At 67.7% G+C, this 21,389-nt stretch carries 15 protein-coding genes; 5 read left to right on the plus strand and 10 right to left on the minus strand.

The annotated features are described in order from the left end of the window. The first annotated feature begins 55 nt into the window (after window positions 1–55). The gene (locus HGK58_RS14015; RefSeq protein WP_168626107.1) at window positions 56–1,342 is read left to right on the plus strand and encodes an O-antigen ligase family protein; all 1,287 of its coding nucleotides are present in this window, start codon (window positions 56–58) and stop codon (window positions 1,340–1,342) included. Here HGK58_RS14015 and HGK58_RS03340 read toward each other — a convergent pair. Genes HGK58_RS03340 through HGK58_RS03380 form a run of 9 tightly spaced genes read right to left on the minus strand, consistent with a single transcriptional unit; the run spans window position 1,308 to window position 16,491 of the window. Beyond that, the gene (locus tag HGK58_RS03340; RefSeq protein ID WP_168626108.1) at window positions 1,308–2,807 is read right to left on the minus strand and encodes a lipopolysaccharide biosynthesis protein; all 1,500 of its coding nucleotides are present in this window, start codon (window positions 2,805–2,807) and stop codon (window positions 1,308–1,310) included. The genes HGK58_RS14015 and HGK58_RS03340 overlap by 35 nt on opposite strands. Window position 2,808: 1 nt before the next feature. Then, a complete protein-coding gene (locus tag HGK58_RS03345; protein WP_168626109.1) occupies window positions 2,809–3,918 on the minus strand; it encodes a DegT/DnrJ/EryC1/StrS family aminotransferase in 1,110 nt (369 codons plus the stop codon). Continuing rightward, window positions 3,915–5,159 (minus strand): glycosyltransferase family 4 protein, encoded by a 1,245-nt coding sequence (locus HGK58_RS03350; protein ID WP_168626110.1) that lies wholly within the window; start codon window positions 5,157–5,159, stop codon window positions 3,915–3,917. Before HGK58_RS03350 ends, HGK58_RS03345 begins: the two co-directional genes overlap by 4 nt. Next, entirely contained in the window at window positions 5,156–5,839 is a 684-nt protein-coding gene (locus HGK58_RS03355) for a NeuD/PglB/VioB family sugar acetyltransferase (protein WP_168626111.1), read from the minus strand. The genes HGK58_RS03350 and HGK58_RS03355 overlap by 4 nt, the downstream gene beginning before the upstream one ends. After that, the gene (locus HGK58_RS03360; RefSeq protein WP_168626112.1) at window positions 5,832–6,983 is read right to left on the minus strand and encodes a DegT/DnrJ/EryC1/StrS family aminotransferase; all 1,152 of its coding nucleotides are present in this window, start codon (window positions 6,981–6,983) and stop codon (window positions 5,832–5,834) included. Before HGK58_RS03360 ends, HGK58_RS03355 begins: the two co-directional genes overlap by 8 nt. Beyond that, the gene (locus HGK58_RS03365; protein WP_168626113.1) at window positions 6,980–8,002 is read right to left on the minus strand and encodes a GDP-mannose 4,6-dehydratase; all 1,023 of its coding nucleotides are present in this window, start codon (window positions 8,000–8,002) and stop codon (window positions 6,980–6,982) included. The genes HGK58_RS03360 and HGK58_RS03365 overlap by 4 nt, the downstream gene beginning before the upstream one ends. Continuing rightward, window positions 7,999–9,063: a Gfo/Idh/MocA family oxidoreductase gene (locus HGK58_RS03370; RefSeq protein ID WP_168626114.1), complete on the minus strand. Its 1,065-nt coding sequence runs from the start codon at window positions 9,061–9,063 to the stop codon at window positions 7,999–8,001. The genes HGK58_RS03365 and HGK58_RS03370 overlap by 4 nt, the downstream gene beginning before the upstream one ends. Window positions 9,064–9,089: 26 nt before the next feature. Continuing rightward, window positions 9,090–14,954, minus strand: coding sequence for a DUF4082 domain-containing protein (locus HGK58_RS03375; protein WP_168626115.1), 5,865 nt, complete (start codon window positions 14,952–14,954; stop codon window positions 9,090–9,092). 13 nt (window positions 14,955–14,967) lie between these two features. Next, window positions 14,968–16,491, minus strand: coding sequence for a sugar transferase (locus HGK58_RS03380; protein ID WP_168626116.1), 1,524 nt, complete (start codon window positions 16,489–16,491; stop codon window positions 14,968–14,970). 334 nt (window positions 16,492–16,825) lie between these two features. Between HGK58_RS03380 and HGK58_RS03385 the strand changes: the two genes are divergently transcribed. After that, window positions 16,826–17,695 (plus strand): neutral zinc metallopeptidase, encoded by an 870-nt coding sequence (locus tag HGK58_RS03385; protein ID WP_168626117.1) that lies wholly within the window; start codon window positions 16,826–16,828, stop codon window positions 17,693–17,695. Here HGK58_RS03385 and HGK58_RS03390 read toward each other — a convergent pair. Further along, window positions 17,692–18,261, minus strand: coding sequence for an HhH-GPD-type base excision DNA repair protein (locus tag HGK58_RS03390; protein WP_168626118.1), 570 nt, complete (start codon window positions 18,259–18,261; stop codon window positions 17,692–17,694). The two genes, HGK58_RS03385 and HGK58_RS03390, sit on opposite strands and share 4 nt — an antisense overlap. Before the next feature lie 118 nt (window positions 18,262–18,379). Between HGK58_RS03390 and HGK58_RS03395 the strand changes: the two genes are divergently transcribed. Genes HGK58_RS03395 through HGK58_RS03405 form a run of 3 tightly spaced genes read left to right on the plus strand, consistent with a single transcriptional unit; the run spans window position 18,380 to window position 21,383 of the window. After that, window positions 18,380–19,312 (plus strand): ATP-binding cassette domain-containing protein, encoded by a 933-nt coding sequence (locus HGK58_RS03395; RefSeq protein ID WP_168626119.1) that lies wholly within the window; start codon window positions 18,380–18,382, stop codon window positions 19,310–19,312. Next, entirely contained in the window at window positions 19,309–20,127 is an 819-nt protein-coding gene (locus HGK58_RS03400) for a hypothetical protein (RefSeq protein WP_168626120.1), read from the plus strand. Before HGK58_RS03395 ends, HGK58_RS03400 begins: the two co-directional genes overlap by 4 nt. 2 nt (window positions 20,128–20,129) lie before the next feature. After that, on the plus strand, window positions 20,130–21,383 hold the full coding sequence (locus HGK58_RS03405) for a histidine kinase (RefSeq protein ID WP_168626121.1): 1,254 nt from the start codon (window positions 20,130–20,132) through the stop codon (window positions 21,381–21,383). The last annotated feature ends 6 nt before the right edge of the window (window positions 21,384–21,389 follow it).

Below are 21,389 nucleotides of genomic sequence, written 5' to 3' on the forward strand. Positions count from 1 at the left end.
GGCATGGCAGCGTCGGTGGTCATCCCAGAAGGTGTTCGCCCCGCATGGTCGAGGCGTGGACGCGGCCGGCGTTCTCTCGATCTACGTCGCAGTGCTCATGTTCATCCCGGCGAATCTCACCATCCCCGCCCTTGGCTCAGTGGGCACGCCCGCCCTGATCCTGGGCCTGGGCGCGTTGTTCTTGTGGATCGGCACACAACTGAGTCGATCGACCTCCACCCTCTCGTTCGGCCAACCCGTTCGGCGGGCAATGACGTTCTTCGCGATCGCGGTGCTGCTGAGCTACGCGGCGGCCATGTCGCGTCCGCTCGAGCTGACTGAATTGGCAGCATCCGACCGCGGCCTGTTCCTACTGGGCTCGATCCTCGGTGTCGTGCTCCTCACGGCTGACGGGGTGACCGGGATTGACCGCCTCGAGCGCCCGATGCGGGTTCTCGTGTTCGCGGCGGCAGTCGTGGCCACGCTGGGCATTGCGCAGTTCGTGACGGGACTGCCGATCATCAACGTCATTGAGATTCCGGGCCTCGCCCCGAATTCCGACCTGACCAGCATCTATAACCGCGACGGCTTCGTCCGGGCAGCGGGAACATCGACGCACCCCATCGAGTTCGGCGTGGTCCTCGCCATGAGCCTCCCGATCGCGTTGCACTTCGCATTCAACGACACGCACAAGCACGCTCTTGTGCGCTGGTACCCGATTCTCGTCATAGCCCTCGCCATTCCCATCACAATCTCGCGTTCGGCAATCGTCGCGGTCGCCATCGTGCTGCTCTTCCTGATGCCGACCTGGCCGCGCGCAAGGCAGTGGACCGCGGGGGTGCTGATCGTGGGGCTGATGGCGGCCGTCTACGTCGCGATCCCGGGAATGCTCGGCACGATCATCCGGCTGTTCTCCGGAATCGGTGAGGACGGCAGCGCCCTCTCGCGCACGGACAGTTACGCCATCGCGTTCGACTTCTTCCTACGCAATCCCGTGTTCGGTCGCGGATTCTCGACCTTCCTGCCGCAGTACCGGATCCTCGACAACCAGTACCTGGGATTGCTCATCGAAATCGGGATAGTGGGGACCATCGCCCTCGTCGTGCTGTTCTTCGTTGCCATCGCGACAGCGCTCTCGCGCCGTCACCGCACGACGGACGAACGCGCGCGAAGCCTCGCCCTGTCGCTCGCGGCGATGGCCGCGGCGGGTGCCTGCAGCTTCGCCACCTTTGATGCCCTCGGTTTCCCACAGGTCGCCGGACTCATGTTCCTGTCCATCGGACTCATCGGCGGGCTTTCGAACACGATTGCGCGAAGGGCGCACGTGCTCACTCCGCAGGATCGCGTCCGCTTCCGGGAGTGACATCGGCCAGCATCAGCTCTCGGACAACGCGCGTGAATCGCGGTGCGACGGCCAGCGCGTAGACGGCGAGTCCGATCAGCCCGCCCGTTGCCAGCAGCCAAAAGCCCTCCGGCAACCACTGTTTGACGAGCAAGCCCGACAGAGCGACTGCGACGCAGCCGACAGCTGGCAACGCCAGGTCGCGCACCAGCGGCCAGATTCTGACGTCTTCACGATGCAACAGGAGTGCGGCGCCCGGAAGAACCACCACGATTACGACGAGCGCGTGAGCGAGGGCCACCCCCTGAATGCCCAGCCACTGCGCCCCGACAATGAGCACCGGAATCAGCACGATCAGCCAGATGGCGTGCAACCAGGCATTTCCGACCGACTTCCCGACGGCGGCCAGGTAGTCGTACGCCAGCTCGACGATGAGCCGGCCCAGGCTCAGGACCACCAGCGCGGGCACCGCGACCGCCGACGGCTCCCACCGGTCGCCGTAAAGGAACGTCACCAGTTCCGTCGCGTACACGGCCAGCAGCACGCACATCAGGCCGGCAAGCCCGAGCACCAGGTACTGCGCGCTGCGGTAACCGGCCGGGCCGTCGCCGCTCTGATGCAGTCGTGCGAACGCCGGTGTTGTCACACGTCGGACCACCGACGACACCAGCATCATCGGCCACGCGCTGAGGTTGAATGCCAGCAGGTAGAACCCGAGCTGCTCGGTACCGAGTAGGCGACCGACAACGATGAAGTCGACGTTGACGAGCGCCAAGAGCAGCAGGCTCGCACCGGCGAGCGGAAGCCCGAACCGGAGCACCTCGCCGGCAGCCTGCCGGTTGAAGCCTGGCCACACCTTCTGGGGTGCGAACAGAATCGAGAGGATGCCTGTCACCAGGTTTCCGATGACTGCGCCCCAGGCAAGGCTCCACGCGCCGTAGCCAGCGATCGCGAGCACAATAGTGATCGGAGTGCTGATCACGAAGGCCGCCGCGTCGATTTGCATCCGTCGTGCCTGCATGAACGCTCGCGTGAGCAGTGCGACGGGCACCGATGTCGCGCCGTCGATGAGCACCGCAACGCTCATCAGCTGCACAACTCCTGCGGCCTCCGGCACCCCCATCGCGGCCGCGAACGGTCCCGCGGCGATCAGGCTCAGTGCGAACAGTGCGGCACTGGACACAATCGACAGGGTCGCAACGGTGGGTGCGATCCGTTCGATTGGCCCCTCGTGGCGCACGAGTGCGACGCTGACTCCAAGTTCATTGGCGCTCAGCAGCAGATTCAGGGCGACGAGCGCGACCGCGTACACCCCGAAGTCCTCCGGGGCGACAATGCGCGCGATGACGATCCCGGCCAGGAACGAGCCCAGCCGCGCCACGAGCGTGTTGACGAAACTCCAGAGGAGCCCGCTGCGAATCTGTGTCTTCAGCGCCGGGGCGCTGGATTCCGGCGTCGGCACGGGGTCACCGAATGGAGCAGACACGTCACACCAGCGAACGCAGGGCCTCGGCCACCTTGACCTGCTGCTGCTCGGTGAGCTGCGGGAACATCGGCAGCGACAGCAGCTCGCCGGCGGCGCGCTCGGCGACGGGGAAGTCACCTGGCGCGTAGCCGAGCGACCGGAAGGCACCGGTCAGGTGAACGGGTGTCGGGTAGTGCAGGCTGGCGCCGATGCCCGCATCCCGCAGGCCAGCGAGAATCCGGTCCCGGTCCTGGACGCGGATGGCGTAGATGTGCCAAACGGGGAGGTTGCCCTCGAGCACGGTGGGTGTCCGAACACCGGGCAGGTCGGACAGCAGTTCGTCGTAGCGCTTAGCCGCTTCACGCCGTGCTTCGTTCCAGCCCTCCAGGCGGGCGAGCTTCGCGCGCAGCACGATCGCCTGGATCGCATCCAGCCGGGAGTTGAATCCGACCTCGTCATGCACGTACTTGACGCTGCTGCCGTGGTCGGCGATGCGGCGGACGCGACGGGCGAGTCCGTCATCGTCGGTGAGCACAGCGCCGGCATCCCCCGCTGCGCCCAGGTTCTTGCCCGGATAGAAGCTGGTCGCCGCGATGGTGCCCAGCGAGCCCGCCGCGCGGCCGTGCCGCCGGGCACCCTGCGACTGGGCGGCGTCCTCGATGATGGTCGGCGCCGTGTCAGAGAACTGTTCGACGGGTGCAGTCTGGCCGTAGAGATGCACCGGAATGATCGCGCCCGTTCGCGGCGTCACCGCCCCGGCCGCTGCGCCCGGGTCGAGCAGCAGGGTGTCATCGTCGACATCGGCGAGCCGGACGGTCGCGCCGGCGCGCGCGACGGCCTCGGCCGTCGCAATGAAGGTGTTGGCCGGCACGACGACCTCGTGGTCCTTGCCGATGTCGAGCGCGCGCAGAGCCAACTCGATGGCATCGGTGCCGTTGCCCACGCCAACGCAATTGCGGACCTCGCAGTAGACGGCGTACTCCGCTTCGAAGGCGGCGACCTGCGGGCCACCGATGAACTCGGCCCGGGAGATGGCGTCGAGGAGCGGCTCGCGGATGTCGTCGATGACCTCGGCGTGCTGCAGCTGCAGATCCAGGAACGGTACGGCGGTGGCGGCGGTGACGGTACTCACGATGCGCGGCTTCCCCTCAGAGTTGGTTGCACTCGGCTGATGGTGTTGAAATCGTCTGACGGCACCCCGCCGAGGCGGCGCCGCACCTTGCGGGCGAGGTCGTAGCCGAGGACCGAAAGGTACGCCGGAACCAGCGTCACCTTCCTGCCCAAGCGGGTCTGCTCGCCCTCGATCGCCGAGCGATACAGCTCCAGAACTCGATCGGTCGCGGCCTCGAGCCCGTAGTTCGAGACAACGAGGTCTCGCGAGAACTCGCCAAGGTCGGCACGACGCCCCGGGTTCGCAAGCAGCTCGCGGAGGGCTCGCTCGAGGGTCACCGCTCCGTCGCCGCCATTGCCGATGCCGTACCAGCCGTCCCGCTCGAACTGGGAGGCGCTCGCCGGCTCGAGAAGTTTCCAGAAGCCGCGCTCCCCCTGCACGATGAGCGGCTTGCCGAACGCCATCGACCGCAGGGCGGAGCCACCCATGCCGAGCGCGATGTCGGCCGCGTCGTAGAGGCCACTCGGATCGGCGAGGTTGCCGGTCAGTTGCACGGCCGTCGTCCCGGCTACCGCATTCACGCGTGCGGCGGCGGCCTCCAGCTCATCGCGCGCCGGTCCGTCCCCGGCGATCACCAGCCGGATGGGGAACTCCGCGACCAGCTCCCCGACCGCGCGGATCGCCGCATGCACGCCCTCGAGCTTCAGCTCGGGCACCAGCCGGCAGACCATGGAGACCACGAGGGTGTCCGGCTCGATACCCAACTGCTCCTTGGAACGCTGCGGGTCTCGCGGGCGGTCCCGCTCTGTATCGACCGGCGGGACAAGCAGGCTCACGTTCGGTCCGCGGTGGCGCTCGGCGGCCAGGATGCTTCGAGTGCCGACCGTCACCGGCAGCGAAGCCGGGATGAACGGCGCGACCGCCATCGACATGACCGTGCCGACCACCGGAACGCTGCGAAAGGCGAGCGGGCCGAACGCCGCCTCGACGGCCGGGGGCCATTCGAACGCGTGGACGACATCCGCCCTGAACGTGCTCACCAGGCGGGTCAGCCGCCGCATGACGGCGAAGGACGGGCGGATGCGGGCCAGCGGCGCGGGTTCATAGCGCACCCCGCTCGCGGTGAGGGTGTCGACGAGTCGGCCGGGCGGGCCGAAGACGAGCACGTCATGTCCGCGATTCTGCAGAGCCGCGGCGATATCGATCGCGTTGCCCTGGCTTCCGCCCTGCTCCATCGAGTGCGGGTAGACGATGATCCTCACCGCGCGACTTCCTCGCTGGGGGCTTCCTCGCCGTAACCCTCCTTGCTCGAGCCCCTGAGGAGGGTCGCGGGAACGCCGACCCAGGTCTCGTGGGCGGGAAGGGAGCGGGTCAGCACCGCACCCATCCCCAGCACGGAATAGGCGCCGACGCGGGTCTCCTCGCGAACCGAGGCGTTCATGCCGACGTAAGCGCCTTCGCCGATCCACGCGTGACCGCCGAGTGAGACACCGGCGCAGAGGGTGGCGAATGATTCGATGATGCCGTCGTGGGTCAGCGTGACGTTCGGCATCACGACAACGTGCCGGCCGATAGAGACGTTGGTCGTCAGCTCGACGCCGCCGAGAATGATCGACCCGACGCCGACCACACACGTCGGCGGCACATGCACTCGCGGGTCGACGACGGTGATGTAGTCGCCATCCGTGCGCCCCTGTTCTTCGAGCCGCGCGGCCATGCTGGCCCGCGCGGCACCCTTCCCAGCGCAGAGCAGCAGCCGCGCGCTCGGGTACCGGCTGGCGTCCACGATGGACCCAAGCACGACGAGCCCGTCAAAGTGCAGCCCGGTGCGCGTCGCATCATCGTCGAGACATCCGATCACGGTGTGCTCGCCGACCCGACGCAGGATCTCCAGCGCCTCGCGCGCCAGCCCGCTCGCCGCGACCAGGATGACGTCAGCCACTGTGCACCGCCGTAACGGGGGCCATCACCGCGTCGATCACGATGTCCTGCTCGCTTTCGGTGAGTTGGTGATAGAGCGGGAGAATGAGCGTCCTGTCGGTCAGACGCTCTGTCGCCGGCAGCGGAACGCGCACCGAAGCGCTGTGGGCGTACGGCGGTTGGCGGTGTGCCGCCATGATGCCTCGCCGAGCGGAGACTTCGGCGTCGGCGAGATGCTCGAGCAACCGCTCGCGATCGAGCGGGTACTCGTCGCCGATCTCGATCCACAGCGACTGGAAATTGCCGGCGCCATGCGCAGGGTCCTCGACTACTCGGATGCCGGGAACCTCACCGAGCGCCTCCCGATACCGGGCCGCGAGCTCGCGGCGCCGGAACACGAGCTCCTGCAGCTTGCCGAGCTGCACGATGCCGACGGCGGCCTGCAGGTCCGTCATCCGATAGTTGAAGCCGATCTCGTCGTAGACCTCAACGGGGGACACCAGCGCCGTGTGTCGCTCGGCGGCCGAGACGCTCATCGAGTGCTCACGAAGGCGGCGAGCACGCTCCGCCCAGTCCGCCCGCGATGTCGTGAGCATTCCACCCTCACCGGTGGTCAGGACCTTACGGGGATGGAATGACCAAGCCGTGAGTTCCGCTCCCGCGCCGACAGGGCGACCACGGTAACGCGATCCAGCCCCGCACGCGGCATCCTCAATGACGGTGATGCCGCGGGGGTCGCAGATGGCCCGAATCGGGTCGAGGTCCACCGGGACACCACCTTGATCCACAGCGATCACAACGCGTGTGCGTTCGGTGATCAGCGGTGCGATGGTGTCGGCCGTGACGTTGCCTGTGGCCGGCTCGACGTCTGCGAAGACGGCCAGCGCTCCCACGTAGCTTGGTGCGTTGGCAGTCGCAATGAACGAAAACGACGGCACGACGACTTCGTCGCCGGCAGTCACACCGGCCACGACGAGTGCGAGGTGCAGTGCCGTCGTGCAGTTCGAGGTGGCGACCGCGTGCGGAGCCTGCATCGCCTCCGCGAAGAGCTGCTCGAAGCGGGCGACCTGCGGGCCCTGAGCCACCCAGCCACTCTCGATGACAGCCGCGACAGCCTCAATCTCCTCGTGCCCCAGCCAAGGCTTCATCACATTGATTCGGCTCATGGGACCGACACCTCGTTCCTGACCCAGTTGACCTCGGCGACCTGGGCGATCATCTCTTCCACCGGGCGGGTGCGGAACCAGTCGACGAGTTCCCGTACGCCATCGCCGAACGCCACCGAGGCCTCGAAGCCGACGAGGTGTCGCACGTGCCCAGCGTCTCCGATGAGGCGCCGCACGTCGCCCGGACGCGGGTCGCGATAGTGGGGGACAAGGTCGGGGCGCCCCGCCGCTTGGGCGACCGTGTGGCACAGCTCGGTGATGCTGATTTCTCGCCCCGAGCCCAGATTGATCGTCTGCCCTGTCGTGGAACTCGACTCACCGATCATCGCGAGCGCCCGAGCGGTATCGGAGACGTGCATGAAGTCGCGAGTCTGCTCCCCATCACCGAAGATGATCGGATTCTGGCCGGCCAGCACGCGCACGATGGTGCGCGGCAACACCTCCCCGCTGTCGCCTTCGAAATGACTGCGGGGACCGTAGGTGTTGAACGGCCGCACGACAACGGTGTCCATCCCGTAGGTTCGGAAGAAGGCGCGGGTGCTTGCTTCACCGGCGAGCTTGCCTGCGCCGTACACGGTCTCCGGCCATGTTGGGTGCCGTTCGTTCATGGGCGCGTACTGGGCGGTACCGAATACTTCGCTGGTGCTTGCGTAGACGAAGCGTCGCACGCCGGCTCGTTGGGCGTGAAGCAGCATCTGCAACGTCCCGGTGGCGTTGACATCGTGGTTCTCAACGGGATCGATCAGGCTGTGACGAACACCGAGACACGCGAGGTGGAAAACGATGTCAACCTCGGCGAGGCTACGGGCGCGGGCCAAATCATCGCGGATGTCGCCGACGACCAGAGCGAATCGGGCATCCGCCTCCAGGTGTGCGAGGTTGGATCGCTTGCCGTTCTCGAGGTTGTCGAGAACGGTGACATGCTCGGCTCCACGGGCGAGCACGGTGTCCACCAGGTGGCTGCCTATGAACCCTGCCCCCCCGGTGACGAGCACGCGGGATCCGGCGAGTGCGGTCATGCGATGGCCTCCAGTTCGGGCGTGGTGAGAGTCAACGGAACAGCTGCCCCGGCGGCGCGGAGACTGACGGCGGCTGCATCGAGTACCGACAGCACGCGCATGCCGGAGTATCCGTCCGTCAGTGGTGGCCTGCCCTCTCGGATCGCGCCGCCGAACTCGGCGGCCATCAGGGAGAGCGCCTCCCCCTCCGGCAGCGCTGGCGACCAGGTGTCGCCGAGGCGGTACGACACCGTTGCCGCGGTGCGCTCCGCTGTGCCGGCTGATTGACGCTCGATGTCCACTCCGCGGTCGTAGATGCTCAGTCGCTGCTGAGGGTTGAGGTCGTCCCAGACCAGCGTGCGCTTGGTGCCGCCGATGACCATGTTGCGGATCTTGGTCGGGCTCAGCCAGTTAACGTGCACGTGCGCGATAGCGCCCTTGCCGAACGGAATGGTGAGGTAGCCGACGCAGGCCTTGCCTGCCCCGAGCGGGTCGGCGCCCTGCGCCGAAACGGAGTGCGGCCGCAGCCCGCCGGGGATGATGAAGTCGAGGATGGACAGGTCGTGCGGTGCGAGGTCCCAGAACACGTCGACGTCCGGCTGGATCAGGCCCAGGTTGATGCGCACCGAGTCGATGAACAGGATGTCGCCGAGCGCGCCGTCCGCCACGAGTTCGCGGATCTTCTGCACCGCCGGCGTGTAGCAATAGGTGTGGTCGGCCATCAGCACGAGTCCCCGCTCGGTGGCTTCCTTCACCATCAGGCCGCCCCGCTCGCGGTCGTCGGCGAGCGGCTTCTCGACAAGGACGTGCTTGCTCGCACCGAGGGCGGCGACGACCAAGGCATGGTGGGTGCGAGCGGGAGTGGCGATGGCAACCGCGTCGATCGAGGCATCCGCCCAGAGGTCCGCTACGTCCGTGAGCACTGGCACGCCACCTACCTGGTCGGCCACTCGCTGCGCGCGTGCGGCGTCGATGTCGCAGATCGCCGCAAGCTCCCACTGGTCGCTCGCCCGGAAGTTCCGGGCGAGGTTCGGTCCCCAGTAGCCCGCGCCGATCACGGCAATGCGGAGCTGCGCAGTCATAGCTTTCCTCGGATTCTCGTTGGTGTTCATGGGGTGGTGAAGATCAGGTCGACCCAGAAGTTGTGGTCGGTCACCTGGGACGGGTAGTCGGTGCCGTAGACGAACGTGCCACCATCTGCCGGAGTGGACAACGGTCCGCTCGTGGTCGGGAAGCGGAGGCCCTTCAGGTCGACCGCGTAGCGACCGGTGGTGCTGTGCACGGTGACGCGGTACTCGACGCCCGGCTCGAGCCTCACCGGCGTCGTGAGCTGCGCCACCTGCCATCCGCTCGGCGTCTCGTCGGTGAACTCGAGCTGCGCCAGCCGCTCGCCGTTCGCGTTCCACAGCGAGCCGGTGTGAACACCGGTGTTGCCCTCACCCTTGTAGAACCGGATGCCGGTGACCTCACCGGCCTCGCTCGTGAAGAACCTGGTGCCGAACTGGATGGCGAGCGGGTCGTTCCACTCAGGGTTCTGCGGCACGGCGTCGCTGGCGAAGAGCGAGTAGACGTCCACCGTCGGAGGGGCGGCAGCGGTCGTGAACGACCAGGTCCCGCCGGCAAGCGCCGCCCCGGCCGCGGCGACGGTTGCCTGGTAGGAGGTCGACCAGGCCAACGGCTCGGTCGGCGTGAAGGTAAGCGTCAAGGTCGCCGCATCCCAGTTCGTCGTCCCGGGCACGGCACCGGCCGGGCCGGTCAGCGACAAGACGGGCGTTTCGGCCGTCGCGGCGGACACGGTCGCAGTCACGGCAACTGTCGGTGCGATGTCGACCGCGTTCGCGCCCGGGTTGGTCGAGGTCACGGTGACCGGGTCGGCGGGCGGGTCGACCGGCGGCTCAGCGGCGGTGGTGAATGACCACGTTCCGCCGCCGAGCGCGGTACCGGCCGCGGTCACCGTGGTTTGGTAGTTCGTAGAGAAGGCAAGCGCCTCGGTCGGCGTGAAGGTGATTGTCCTGGTGGTCGCTTCCCACGTGGTGGTCCCGGCGACAGCGCCAGCCGGTCCGGTCACCGACAGCTCTGGCGCCTGGGCGGGAGCCGCCGAAAGCACCGCACTGATCGAGGCGGACGGGGTCACGCCCGTCGCGTCGGCACCGGGGCTCGTCGAGGTGACCGTCACCGGGTCAGCTGGCGGGTCCACCGGCGGATCGGTGGGGACCTGGTCGGCGGTCGTGAACACGACATCCACGAAGTAGCTCGACGCGTTCCAGCTCCCGGTGGGGAAGCCGCCGGCAGAGCCGTAGAGGAATCGGCCGTTGCCGAGCGTCTCGGCGACGATGGGCCCGTTGCTGCGAGGAGTGCCGAAGTAGCCCTGCGCGTTGGCGTAACCGCCGTTCGGCGCCAGGTACGACACGACATAGCGGTCGCCAGGCGTCAGCGTGACCGGCGAGCCGAGCGTCGCCCGCTGCCACCCGGTCGCGGTCTCGTTGGTGAACGTGACCTGAGCGAGGCGGACCCCGGAATCGCTCCACAGTGATCCGACGTGGGTGCCCGTGTTGCCTTCGCCCTTGTAGAAGCGGATCGCGGTCACCGCCCCGGGCTGGGACACCGAGAACACCATTCCCAGTTCGACGGATGCGGTGTCGTTCGCCGAGGGGGTCGCTGGGACCTCGTCACCGTGCAGGGTGAAGTTGCCGCTGGGCAGCGGTCCTCGTTCGGTCGTGAACGACCAGCTGCCGTTCTCGACCAGCGCTCCCGCGATGGTGACCTCGGCCGCGAAGCTGGTGTTCCAGGCGAGCGGGGCCTCGGGTGTGAACGTGACCGTCTTCGTCGTCGCGTCGTACGCGGATGCCCCAGCGACAGGGCCGTCCGCTCCGGTCAGCCCCAGCGTCGGGGTCGCCGAGTCGCTGTGGGCGGAGAGTTCCGCGCTCACGGTGGTGGCGGGCGAGACCTCCGTCGCATTCGCCGCCGGGTTGGTCGTCCGCACAGTGGGCGGTGTGACCGGGGTCGCGTTTCCGGTGTCGAACACGATGTCGACGAAGTAGTTCGTGGCGTTCCAGCTCTGGTCAGGGAAGCCGCCCGGCGAGCCATAGCGGTAACGGCCGTTCAGGCTGGTGTCGGCGGTCAGCGGACCGTTGCTGCGCAACGCCTGGAAGTAGCCGTTCGTGTAGGAGTAGTGCCCGTTCGGTGCGAAGTATGACACGACGTAGCGTTCACCCGGCACCAGCGGGACCGGTGAGGACAGCACCGCGGTCTGCCATCCGCTCGTCGTCTCGTTTCCGAAGGTCACGGTCGCGAGCCGCTGGCCCGCGGCGTTCCACAGCGATCCGCGGTGGACACCGGTGTTGCCGGGTCCCTTGTAGAAGCGGATGCCGGTGGCGACGCCCGGCTGGGACACCGCGAAGCCCATGCCGAGCTCGACGGGGTCGTCGTCGGGCGACGCGATCACCGCCGGAGTCTCGCCGCCGATCAGGCTGTACTGGCCCTCGAACGGAACGGCCGCCGTGGTCGTGAACGACCAGTGACCGCCGGACAGCACGACCCCGCCCACACTCACCGTCACGGTGTAGGTGCTCTCGGTGCCGAGCGGCGCGGCCGGCGTGAAGGTGACGGTGCGGGCGTCCGGGTTCCACGACGTATTGCCGGCGACGGCTCCGGCCGAACCCGACACCGCGACCACGGGCGTCTCGGACGGACTGCCGGACAGGGTCGCCGTCACCGTCGTAGAGGTCGGTACGTCACTCTGCCCGGCGCCCGGGCTGCTCGACAGCAGCGATAGCGGCAGCGGCGCGTTCGCGTCGGTGACGAACACGACGTCGACGAAGTAGTTCGTCGAGGAGCTGGTTCCGGGGAATCCGGCCTGGTAGGTGAACATGCCGGCCTCCGTCCCTACGCGCAAGGGCCCGCGGGTGAAGCCGTCGCCGGAGAAGTCGAACAGCGTGCCGGAGTACGCACCGACCTCGGTGCGGTAGGCGGCAACGTATTCAGTGCCCGCCTGAACCGGGACGCTCTGGCCGAAGAACAGGGTTTGCCAACCGGATGCCGACTCGTTCACGAACGTCGCACTCGCAAGTGGGGTGCCGGATGCGGTCCACAGCGAACCGACGTGGGTTCCTGTGTTGCCGGTCCCCTTGTAGTACTTGATGCCGGCGATCGCCCCTGACACTGTCGGCGTGAAGCGAACGCCGAGCGTCACCGCGTTGCTGTCGGCGATCTCGAGGATGTCGGGGATCGTCCCGTCAGCGAACAGGCTGCACGGGCACTCGACGCTCTCCTCACCCGCTGTGGTGAAGGACCAGGTGCCGCCCGAAGTCAGTTGCGCACCGGTCGTGCCGGTTGCGGTGAGCGAAGCGGTGTAGGTGGTGCGTTCGCTGAGCGGTGCGGACGGGACGAAGGTCACCGTGCGGGTGGTTGCGTCATAGCTGGTCGCGCCGGCGACCGAGGCGCCCGTCGAAGCGGTGAGCGTGACGCCGACCGACCCCGGCTGCACGGCGGTGGTGAACCGCGCGCTCACCTGCGTGTCGATCGGGACCGCCTGGTCCCCGGCCTGCGGCCAGTGGCTCGTCGCAACCAGGGGGACGCCGGCGGTGCTCTGGAACAAGGCATCAACCCAGTAGTTGCCTGACTGGTGGGTTTCGGTGGGGAAGCTGCCCGCGTCGTTGTACAGGCCGGCGACCGCTCCGAAGCCGCTGTCGACCGTGAGCGGCGGTGTCGGCGGAGTCCAGGCGGCGAAGTAGTTAGTGCCGAGCGCATAGTGGCCCCGCGGTGCGGTGTACGACACGATGTACGACTGCCCGGCGCTGACCGGCACGGAGGTGCTGAAGACCGCGGCCTGCCACCCAGCAGCGCTCTCGCCCTGGAAGGTGACGCTTGCCAGTCGGTTGCCGCTGGCGTCCCACAGCGAGCCGACGTGGGTTCCGGTGTTGGCGGTGCTCTTGTAGAACCGCACGCCCGTGACGAATCCGTTCACCTCGGGCGTGAACCGCAACCCGAGTTCCATGGCGTCGCCATCGCCAGAGTCGACCAGGGTGGGAAGCTGCTCGCCGAAGACGCTGTACGGGCCGCTCACATTGAGGGTGAGCGAGCTGGGGGTGGCCGGGTAGTTCGCGCTGTCGTCGATCGCGCGGACCAGCACGGTCTGCGCGTCCGCCCCGCGCTGGTGGTAGCTGTAGCTCCACGTTGTCCTGCCGGTCGCGGCATGCCAGGTCGCGCCACCGTCGGTGGAGACCTCGACTCCGGCGACCACGCCGCCGACATCGGATGCCGTGCCGGTGAGCGTGACGAGGCTGCCGTTGCTCACGTTCGTCCCGGCGGCGGGCGAGGTGATCGCGGCCGTCGGCGGAGTGCTGTCGGATGACGCTGTCGCGGCGACGAGACCGGTCATCAGGGTTGCCGGCTGAGCCCCCATGTCGGCGAGCAGGTTGACCTGCGCCTGCTGCATCCGCTGATCGGGCACCGCGCCGTCCCCGTCATGCCCGTCGGCGAGACCCCAGGACCATTGGATGCTGCCGGCGGAGAACACCAGGGCGCCGCTGCCAGCGCGGTACATGGTGACGTGGTGGGTTGTCGTCCCGGGCACGACGGTGTTGCCGAAGTCGGTGAGGTACTGCGGCACCGGCCCGACGGTGGTCGACAGGTGGATGAGCCCGTCCGGCCGGAATCCGTTGTCGAGGTCCTCGTTGGACTCGTAGCCGACGGTGTGCGGGGCCAGCCGGGCCACGGTGCCGGGTGCGAGCGTCGCGACGGACGTGTTCCGCCAGAGCCGGGACTTGCCCTCCTCCGCTGAGACGGTCACCCGCTGGTCGACGTCGTTGACGACGTACGCGGTGCCGGTGAGGGCGTTCTCCGGCAGACCCGCGCCGGCATCGGGGGGTGCAAACCGAGGATCGCGCCAGGTGCCCGTCCACTCGGCGGATGGGTCGATCTTCGCCGCGGCCTTGGTCTCCTTGTAACAGACCAGGGTGCGGTACGCGGTGGTGTCGGCTGACGCCGCCGGCTCGTACCGGATGCGCCAGTAACCCTCGTTGCCGCTGAGGAATTGCAGGTTCACTCCGGCGTCCCGCGCCGCTTCGATGTTCGCGCGCTGCGCGCCGGACCAGTACTCGTCGTGGCCGACCGAGAGGAACACGTCGTGATTGAGCAGCTGCGAGCCGCGACGGTCGGTGTCGACGTCGCTCGTGTAGCTGACGTCGTAGCCGTTGCGCTCGAGGAAGCGCACCATCGCGTATTCGCTCGCGAAGTAGAAGTCGCGCGCTGTGGTGCCGTCCCGGGTCGCGAACGGCCGGTTGTAGCTGATCTTGTAGGCACGGCCGTTCTCGCCACCCGCATACAGGCTGGCTCCGCCGTGCCGGTTGTAGGCCTGCCATGTGGTGTCCGACGTCTGGAACAGGATGTCGGACTGGCTCGCGTCGTCACGGACGATGAAGATGATGTGGCTCTTGCCGCCTGTGTCGGAGCGCTTCAGCAGCGCCACGTACACGCCGGAGACCGCGTCGGCCGGGACGGTCCAGGATGCCGAGACCCCCCAGTTGCCGCAGTCGTACAGCGCCGTCTCGACGTCGGTGATGCACGCCGGCTGATTCTGCGGAAGCGACGCTGAGGGGGAGACGCTGCCGATCAGGCGGGCGCCGAGACCCTGGTACCAGCCGGTGCGGTAGATGTCGATCGTGTAGGCGGAAGCATCCGTGTCGATCTTGAAGTCGATTGTGCCGCCGACGTTGACGCTGATGTCCGTCCCGAAGCCCTGGATGGTGTCGTCGCCGTCACCGCTGATGTCCCAGACTGCGGGGTCGGTTCCCGGCTTGCTGTTCTCGCAGCTGACCTTGTTGCCGCCGGGGCCGCACGGTTCGGCGGCGGAAGCGGAGGGCGCAGGGGCGACAGTGATGAGCGTGGCCGCCACCAGGGCGGCCGCGCCGACCATGCTGAGTGCGCTGCGGAAGCGTTGCCGTGCGGGACGCTGCTCATGCCTGATCACCATGGTCTGCCCGCCCCTAGTACGCACCGACGGGATGGATGAGTACTCGCAAGGTGCGCCACATGATGACCAGATCGCCGATCAGCGACCAGTTCTCGACGTAGTACAGGTCGAGCCGCACGCTCTCTTCCCAGTTGAGGTCGGAGCGGCCGTTCACCTGCCACATGCCGGTCAGCCCCGGCCGAATGAACAAGCGGCGGTGCACAGAGCCTTCATAGGAGAGCACTTCCCGCGGCAGGGGCGGGCGCGGCCCGACGAGGCTCATGTCTCCGGCGAGCACATTCAGGAGCTGCGGGAACTCGTCGAGTGAGTGCTTTCGCAGCACCCTGCCGACCGCGGTGACGCGGGGGTCGTCCTTCATCTTGAACAGCAGCCCAGCGCCCTCGTTCTGCGCGAGCAGGCTGTCAAGCCGCTCGGATGCACTGTCGTGCATCGAACGGAACTTGAGCATCTGGAACGTCTTGCCGTTGCGGCCGACGCGCTCCTGTCGGAACAGCACAGGGCCTTCGCTGTCCAGCTTGATGGCGATCGCGATGGCGGCGAACAGCGGCAGGAGCGCCACCAGCGCGATCGATGACACGGTGATGTCGAATGCGCGCTTGAGCAGGTGCTTGCCGCCGTCGAACTGCGGGATTTCGACGTGGATGAGCGGCAGCCCCTCGACCGGCCGGAAGTGGATGCGCGGCCCAGCAACGTCGGTGAGCCGCGCGGCCAAGATGAGCTCGGCGGCGGTGCCTTCGAGCTTCCAAGCGAGGGAACGGATGAAGTCACCGCCGCGAGCGGCATTGCCGGCAACGATAACCGCGTCGACTTGAAGCCGGCCTGCGATGTCGGTGACCGCGTCGAGCCCGTAGTAGCGGGGGAACGGCAAGAACTGATCCTGCTGCTTCTTGGGCTTCTGGCCGTCGATGACCACACCGACTACCGAGTATGCGCCGCGGCAATTCGCCTCGATGCGGCCGACGACGTAGTCGACGTCGCTCCGTCCGCCGACGACGATCACCCGGTACAGGAAGTGGCCGAACCGGCGCTGGTGCCAGAGCCAATGACGCCACACCCACCGGCTTGCAGTGAGCGCAACCGCGCCAACCGGCAGCACCAGGGCGAAGTATCGGTTGGGCGCCGGCAATTGGAGCATTGTCGACGCGATCGCAAGAACGCCGAGGGTGGTGACGCAGGCGGTCACCACCCTCTTGTATTCGGCGGAACCGACACTTACCGCGCGCAGATCGCGCGTCCGGAAGGTTGACATGAATGTCATCCACACCGCGCTGATGACGCCGGCGATCATGACCGTCTCGGTTCGGAACTCGGTAAGCAGAGCTCCGACGACGGTGGCGACAATAATCAGGGTGTCGCTCAGCAGCAGCCTGTCTCGATAGACGCGGCCCCACGATTGCGCGGAGGTTTGGGGCCCATGCTCGCCTCCGACAAGGCGAAGCTGCGGGCGTGCCTGCTTTGCTGATCGTGACGCATGGGTCCGGGGCGTCACAGCCTCGCGCATGCGGTCGGGGACGTGTCGGGGTGCACGCTCGCTCATCTGAGCCTACGATTCGGGTTCGTATTCGGGTGTGGCTACTCGGGGATGGTGCGGGGTCGCTCGTCCGGGGTAAGCGGATGAACGATCGCGTCCAGGCGGGTGACTGGAGCGACGATGTTGCGTACTTAACGGCCCGAAAGTTTCGGGAGACTGCTGATCCTGCCCCACGAATGGGGGTGTAGCGAGAAAGCTACCTTCGCCGCTCGCGACCGCCCACCCCCAGTATGGGGCACATCTCGGCGTGTCGGTTTGTAAAGTCGGGTCTCAACCCACTAAAGGATGATTCTCACCTAACGCTCAGATTCCGTGCCGGGGTGCCCCCTACGGTGAACCAATGACCTTCAACCCCGATGCCAAGATCGACAGCGGCAAGGTGAGTCACCGCGGACGCAACACCGGATTGGCAGTGGGTGGCGGTGGGATCGGTGTCATCGCGATCTTCCTGATCTCCCAGTTGTTCGGCGTCGACCTGAGCGGGCTCACCGGGGCGGGAACAGGCGGTGGACAGGCGAGCGACGAGCCGGTCACCGGTTGCGAGACCGGAGCGGACGCGAACGAGAACATCGACTGCCGGATGGCCGGCGCCGCCAGCTCGCTGGACGTCTACTGGGCCGACCAGTTTCAGACCGAAGGACTCCAATACGCCACGCCCGGTTTCTTCTTGTTCGAGGATGCGACGAACACGGCGTGCGGTGGTGCGACAAGCGCCGTCGGGCCGTTCTACTGCCCGCCAGACCAGGCGATCTACCTCGACACCGGGTTCTTCGACGAGCTGCGCGGCCGGTTCGGCGCGTCCGGCGGCCCCCTGGCGGAGATGTATGTCGTCGCACACGAGTGGGGCCACCACGTGCAGAACCTGGTCGGCACGATGGACCAGCTGAACCGGCAGGAGACGGGACCGCAGTCGGATGCCGTGCGGCTCGAGTTGCAGGCCGACTGCTACGCGGGCGCGTGGGCAGGAGCGGCGTCGACGGTGCCGGATGAGACTGGCACGCCGTTCCTGCAGCCGATCACCCGGCAGCAGATCGCCGACGCGCTCAACGCGGCCGCGGCGATCGGCGACGACCGCATCCAGGAGCAGGCGACCGGGCAGGTCAATCCGGAGGGCTGGACCCACGGCTCGAGTGAGCAGCGGCAGACCTGGTTCGAGCGCGGCTTCGAATCCGGGCTCGGAAGCTGCAACACCTTCGAGGGGACGATCTAGCCGTTCTTGGCTGCCGCCTTGGCCGTCCGCTTGGTCTCGCGCACCTTGGTGAGGGATTCGGCGTCGACGATGTCTGCGACCGACTTGTGCGAGCCTGACTCGCCATACGCGCCGCTCGCCTCGCGCCATCCGGGAGCCTCAAGACCGCACTGCTTGCCCAGCAGCGCCAGGAAGATCCGGGCTTTCTGGTCGCCGAAGCCGGGCAGCTTCTTCAGGCGCTTCAGGATTTCGGCGCCATCCGGGTCGCCCTGGGTCCAGATCGCTGCAGCTTCGCCACCCCAGTCGTCGACGACCACTTGGGCGAGGGACTGCACGCGCTCGGCCATCGAACCCGGGAACCGGTGCACCGCGGGGGTCTGCTTGAACGCTTCGGTGAATGCATCCGGGTCATAACCGGCGACCGTTCCTGGGTCGATCGCGCCGATGCGCTGCCTGATCTTCTCCGGCCCGGCGAAGGCGGTCTCCATCGCAACCTGTTGGTCGAGCAGCATCCCCACCAACAGTGCGAACGGGTCCTCGGTGAGCAGCGTGTCGGCGGCGGGATCGCCGGTGATGTTCAGGGACATGCGGTCATTGTCCCACGCCGGTACGAGCCGTCGGTGGTACCAAAGTACGACCCGGATGCGGAAATCGGGGACCGCAGGCCGATGCCTCGAACCCGGGGTGATTCGTACCGTAGCGGTCATGATCGAATCACATTCACTCAGCAAGCGTTACGGCGCCAAGACCGCCGTCGACGACGTCAGCTTCACTGTGCAGCCGGGCATCGTAACCGGATTCCTCGGGCCGAACGGCGCCGGGAAGTCGACCACCATGCGCATGATCGTCGGACTCGACCGACCGAGCGCCGGCACCGTCACCGTCAACGGCAAGCGCTACGCGGAGCACCGCTCCCCGCTGCGCGAGGTCGGCGTGCTGCTCGACGCCAAGGCGGTGCACAGCGGCCGCTCGGCGTACAACCACCTGCTCGCGATGGCCGCGACCCACGGCATCCCGAAGACCCGTGTCAAGGAAGTTATCGGCATGACCGGCCTGGACGCCGTTGCCGGCAAGCGGGTTGGCGGGTTTTCCCTTGGAATGGGTCAGCGCCTCGGAATCGCCGCGGCGATGCTCGGCGACCCGCACACCCTCATCCTCGACGAGCCGGTCAACGGCCTCGACCCCGAGGGCGTCCTGTGGGTGCGTTCGTTCCTGCGCCACCTGGCCGCCGAGGGCCGCACGGTGCTGCTGTCCAGCCACCTGATGAGCGAGATGGCGCTCACCGCCGACCACCTCATCGTGCTTGGCCGCGGTCGAGTGGTCGCGGATGCGTCGGTGTCGGACGTCGTCGCGGGCGCGAGCAAGCAGACGGTGCGGGTGCGCAGCCCGCACGCCGACCGTCTTGCTGCCGCCCTGTCCGGGGACGACACCACCGTGCGTCGCATCGACGCCGGCTTCCTCGAGGTCGTCGGCGCATCCGCCGGTCAGATCGGCGACCTTGCCGCCGAGCTGGGTGTGGCCGTGCACGAACTGACCCCGGTCACCGCGTCGCTTGAGGACGCCTACCTGCAACTCACCGAAACCCATGTCGAGTACCGCACGGCGGCCGACTTTCACGAACTGGAGCTCTCCCGATGACAACGCTCGCCCCGTCCCGCCCGTCCTTCGCAGCCTCGAGGCTCAGCTTCGCCGGTCTGCTCCGCTCCGAGTGGATCAAGTTCCGCTCGCTTCGGTCTACCTTCTGGTCGCTCGTCATGATCGTCGGCTTCGCGGCCCTGATCTCGTTCCTCATCGTCAGCGAGGCGATGCCGGCCAGTGACGTCGCGCTTCCGCTGGCCATGCAGCAGGATGCCCTGGCTCAGGGCATCACGCAGAGCGTGACGTTCAGCCAGCTGATCGCCGGTGTGCTCGGCGTGCTGATCGTCACCGGCGAGTACTCGACCGGGATGATCCGCTCCACCATGGCAGCCGCCCCGAGGCGCTTGGGCGCCTACGCCGCCAAGATCCTGGTCGTCGCCGTCTCGATCTTCGTGGTCGGCGTCATCGCGAGCTTGGTCTCCTACCTGGCGGTGCTCCCGCTGCTCGCTGACCGCGGCATCCACGTCACGCCGCTTGACGCGGTCGTGATGCTCGGTGTGCTGCGCGCATCCGCCTACCTCGCCCTGGTCAGCGTGTTCGCTGTCGGAGTCGGGATGCTGCTGCGCAGCACCGCCGGCGGTCTGGCGACCGTGTCCGGCCTGCTGCTCGTGCTGCCGATCGTGCTGATGATGATCCCCGCAGAGTGGGCGGTCAACGTCGAGGCGAACATGCTCACGTCGCTCGGTGCGGACGTGCTCGGCCTATCATCGACTGTCGAAGCCGGTGAGGTTCTCGAGCTGTTCGCGAAGATCGCAGCCTGGCCCGCAGCCGCCGTCGCACTCGGCGGAGTGGTGCTCGCGCGGAGGGATGTCTGACAATGACGACCGAGAGCTCCCCGGCGCCCGCAATCGGCGACGGGGAGCTCCGTCTTCCCCGGCCGCCTGGGGCGATTCGTCGCTTCTGGGCGGCGCATCCGCGCACCGTAGACGTGCTCGTCATGCTCGCGTACGCCGTGCCTGCCGCGGCGGACCTCATCCTCGGCGCCGTCACCAATCTCATGGGCGCCGCGCCGGACACCCCAACGCTGGTCGCGCGCGTCATCACCGATCTCGCGGTCGCGACGGCGCTGATGTTCCGGCGGAGCCACCCGCTGACCGTCACCGCTGTGGCATTCGTTGCCAGCGTTGTGATGCTGCCGCTTGGGTCGGATGCCGACTGGTCGCTCGTCGGCTTGATGATGGCGCTGTACGCCACCGCCGTATACAGGGGCGCCCGCGAGGCGTGGATCGCTTTCGGTGTGACCGGCGCCACCTGGGCGCTGCTGAAGCTGCTGGTCGACCCGCCGACAACGGTCTTCGACGCCGTCACCGGGCTGGCGATTGTGCTGCTTGCGACCTTGATCGGCACGAACGTCGGCAACCGGCGACGCTACGTCGCTGCCCTCGTCGATCGGGCCGCCCAGCTCGCTCGGGAGCGCGACCAGCAGACGCTGCTGGCAGCCGCATCCGAACGATCGCGGATCGCGCGTGAGTTGCACGACATCGTCGCGCACAGCCTGTCGGTCATGGTGCGGCTGTCGGATGGCGCGCAGGCCGTCGCCGAGACCGACCCGTCCGCAGCAAAGGTGGCGATGGAGCACGTTGGGACCGTCGGCAGGCGCTCCCTTGCGGAGATGCGCAGGCTGCTCGGCGTGCTCCGCGAGGACGGGACGGCCGTCGAAGCTGCTCCTCAACCGAAGCTGACCGACCTGGCCGAACTCATCGACGGGTACCGGGCTGCCGGGCTGCCGGTGGTCCTGCAGCTCTCGGGCACGCCTCCGACGGCCGATGGTGTGCAGGTGGCGATCTTCCGTACCGTGCAGGAGTGCCTGACCAACGCGCTGCGCTATGCCCGCTCGCCCAGCCGAGTGCTGGTCGACATCCGGTACAGCACGGCGGAGGGCGTGGTGATCGAGGTGACCGATGACGGGGCATCCGGCCCTGCGCAGGAATCGGTCGGCACCGAACGCGGCCTCATCGGGATCGCGGAGCGCGCGGCGCTCTACGGTGGCAGTGTCGACAGTGGAGAGAAGCCGGATGGTGGGTGGCGCGTGCGCGTCACGCTGCCGCAGGCGCGGGAGGACGAGCAGTGACGATCC

This window comes from Cryobacterium sp. BB307, assembly GCF_012274275.1.
GTDB lineage: Bacteria > Actinomycetota > Actinomycetes > Actinomycetales > Microbacteriaceae > Terrimesophilobacter.

What these genes read in the sequence shown, in the direction of transcription:
- HGK58_RS03360 (WP_168626112.1), bottom strand. Translation starts at nt 6,983, where the DNA reads ATGAGCCGAATCAATGTGATGAAGCCTTGGCTGGGGCACGAGGAGATT.
- HGK58_RS03365 (WP_168626113.1), bottom strand. Translation starts at nt 8,002, where the DNA reads ATGACCGCACTCGCCGGATCCCGCGTGCTCGTCACCGGGGGGGCAGGG.
- HGK58_RS03370 (WP_168626114.1), bottom strand. Translation starts at nt 9,063, where the DNA reads ATGACTGCGCAGCTCCGCATTGCCGTGATCGGCGCGGGCTACTGGGGA.
- HGK58_RS03375 (WP_168626115.1), bottom strand. Translation starts at nt 14,954, where the DNA reads ATGGTGATCAGGCATGAGCAGCGTCCCGCACGGCAACGCTTCCGCAGC.
- HGK58_RS03380 (WP_168626116.1), bottom strand. Translation starts at nt 16,491, where the DNA reads ATGAGCGAGCGTGCACCCCGACACGTCCCCGACCGCATGCGCGAGGCT.
- HGK58_RS03385 (WP_168626117.1), top strand. Translation starts at nt 16,826, where the DNA reads ATGACCTTCAACCCCGATGCCAAGATCGACAGCGGCAAGGTGAGTCAC.
- HGK58_RS03390 (WP_168626118.1), bottom strand. Translation starts at nt 18,261, where the DNA reads ATGTCCCTGAACATCACCGGCGATCCCGCCGCCGACACGCTGCTCACC.
- HGK58_RS03395 (WP_168626119.1), top strand. Translation starts at nt 18,380, where the DNA reads ATGATCGAATCACATTCACTCAGCAAGCGTTACGGCGCCAAGACCGCC.
- HGK58_RS03400 (WP_168626120.1), top strand. Translation starts at nt 19,309, where the DNA reads ATGACAACGCTCGCCCCGTCCCGCCCGTCCTTCGCAGCCTCGAGGCTC.
- HGK58_RS03405 (WP_168626121.1), top strand. Translation starts at nt 20,130, where the DNA reads ATGACGACCGAGAGCTCCCCGGCGCCCGCAATCGGCGACGGGGAGCTC.